Source organism: Brevibacterium sp. R8603A2 (assembly GCF_023072605.1).
Classification (GTDB): Bacteria; Actinomycetota; Actinomycetes; order Actinomycetales; family Brevibacteriaceae; genus Brevibacterium; species Brevibacterium pityocampae.
Genome location: NZ_JALLGN010000033.1, coordinates 1 through 1,468 on the forward strand (window position 1 = coordinate 1; position 1,468 = coordinate 1,468).

Annotated in this window: 1 protein-coding gene; it reads left to right on the forward strand. The window is 68.1% G+C overall.

From position 1 onward, the window contains the following. Positions 1-1,086, forward strand: a 1,086-nt coding sequence (locus tag MTQ12_RS14735) for an NUDIX domain-containing protein (RefSeq protein ID WP_247619216.1), incomplete at its 5' end; no start/stop codon positions are given. Positions 1,087-1,468: the final 382 nt, after the last annotated feature.

Consider the following 1,468-nt stretch of genomic DNA (forward strand, 5'->3'; position numbering starts at 1 on the left):
CGGGCCTCTACGGCCAACCGGGTCGCCCGGTCACGGAGTTCTTGGGGGTATTTCGACGGGGCCATCAGAGAATCGATGTCCTTTCAGGATGTTTGGCTTACCCTCAATCAAACCAAGGACGATTCAGGCAGTGATGGCCTCCGCGGCGAACTCGCGGCCCAAGGCGTGGAATCCGTGGAGGGGTCTGGGGCCGAGGCGGTGGTGGTCGGTTGCGACGAGACGGTGACCTACCGGGACCTCGCCCAGGCCACCGCCCTCCTGCGTACCGGCGTGCCGTTCGTGGCCACGAACGTGGACGCCACGTTCCCCACAGCGAGCGGCCCGTGGCCGGCCACCGGCGCGGTCGTCGCAGCGATCCAGACCGCCAGTGGGCGCCGACCGGTCGTGGTGGGCAAGCCGGGACCGGAGATGTTCCGCCTGGCCCAGCGCGGGCTCCCTGCTACGACGAGAGTGGTGGTCGTGGGGGACACCCCGGCTACGGACGTCGTCGGGGCGCACTGCGCGGGCCTGCCGGCGATCCTCGTCGCTCCCGCGACGCCGAGCAGCGGCCGTCGGCAGTGTGATCCCACCGTTGCGGAGGCCACGGTCACGGGCCTGGCCGGGCTGTTTGATCCGGCCCTTGACATCGGCCCGATGCGCCCGTCGCCGTACCCGTGGCCGGACGAGGTGCGGGCGGGTGTGGCCGCGGTGGTCTTCGACGAGGCCGGGCGCGTGCTACTGGGGCGCAGGCTGGACAACGGGCTGTGGGGACTGCCTTCGGGACACGTCGAGGTGGGCGAGACTGCCGCCCAGGCGGCGGTGCGGGAGGTCGCCGAAGAGACCGGCTTGCAGGTGCAAGTGCAGCGGCTGGTGGGGGTGTACTCGGACCCCGCCTCGCAGGTTTTCGCCTATCCCGACGGGAGAGTGACCCAGTTCGTCACCACCACCTTCGCCTGCCTCCCGCGCGGCGGTCAGATGCACCCTGATGGTGTGGAGACCTCACAGGCGGGTTTCTTCTCCCCGGATGAGCTTCCGGCACCGTTGCTCCCCATGCACCCGCGGTGGCTCACCGACGCCCTCTCAGGCGACACAGGACTCATCGACTGATAGGACGCATCCCCTTCGGGGCGCATGGTGTCAAAAGCGCTGGCGCTTCTCGTGCGGAGCACCGGCCTGAGCGCGCCGTTTACCTTGATCAACCCCGGGTCCGGTCTCCCACCGTCCGAGCAACACCACCGGACGGTAGGAGTCTCCAGGGCGGCGACCAGCTCTCGAAAGATCATGATGAGCGCGCGCCCAAGGGCGCACCGACCAATGACCTCAGATGGGCCAGGTCTCCTGCCGGTGGGCGGCGTCCCAGAACTGTCAAATCCCGGGTTTAGTTGAGGCTGAACGGTTGTTCTGTATTCAGGCTGCGTTGCCGATGGTCTGGTTCTCGGCGAAATGTGTGGCCTCGATCTCGGCAGGGGTCTGGTAGTCGAGCATGGAA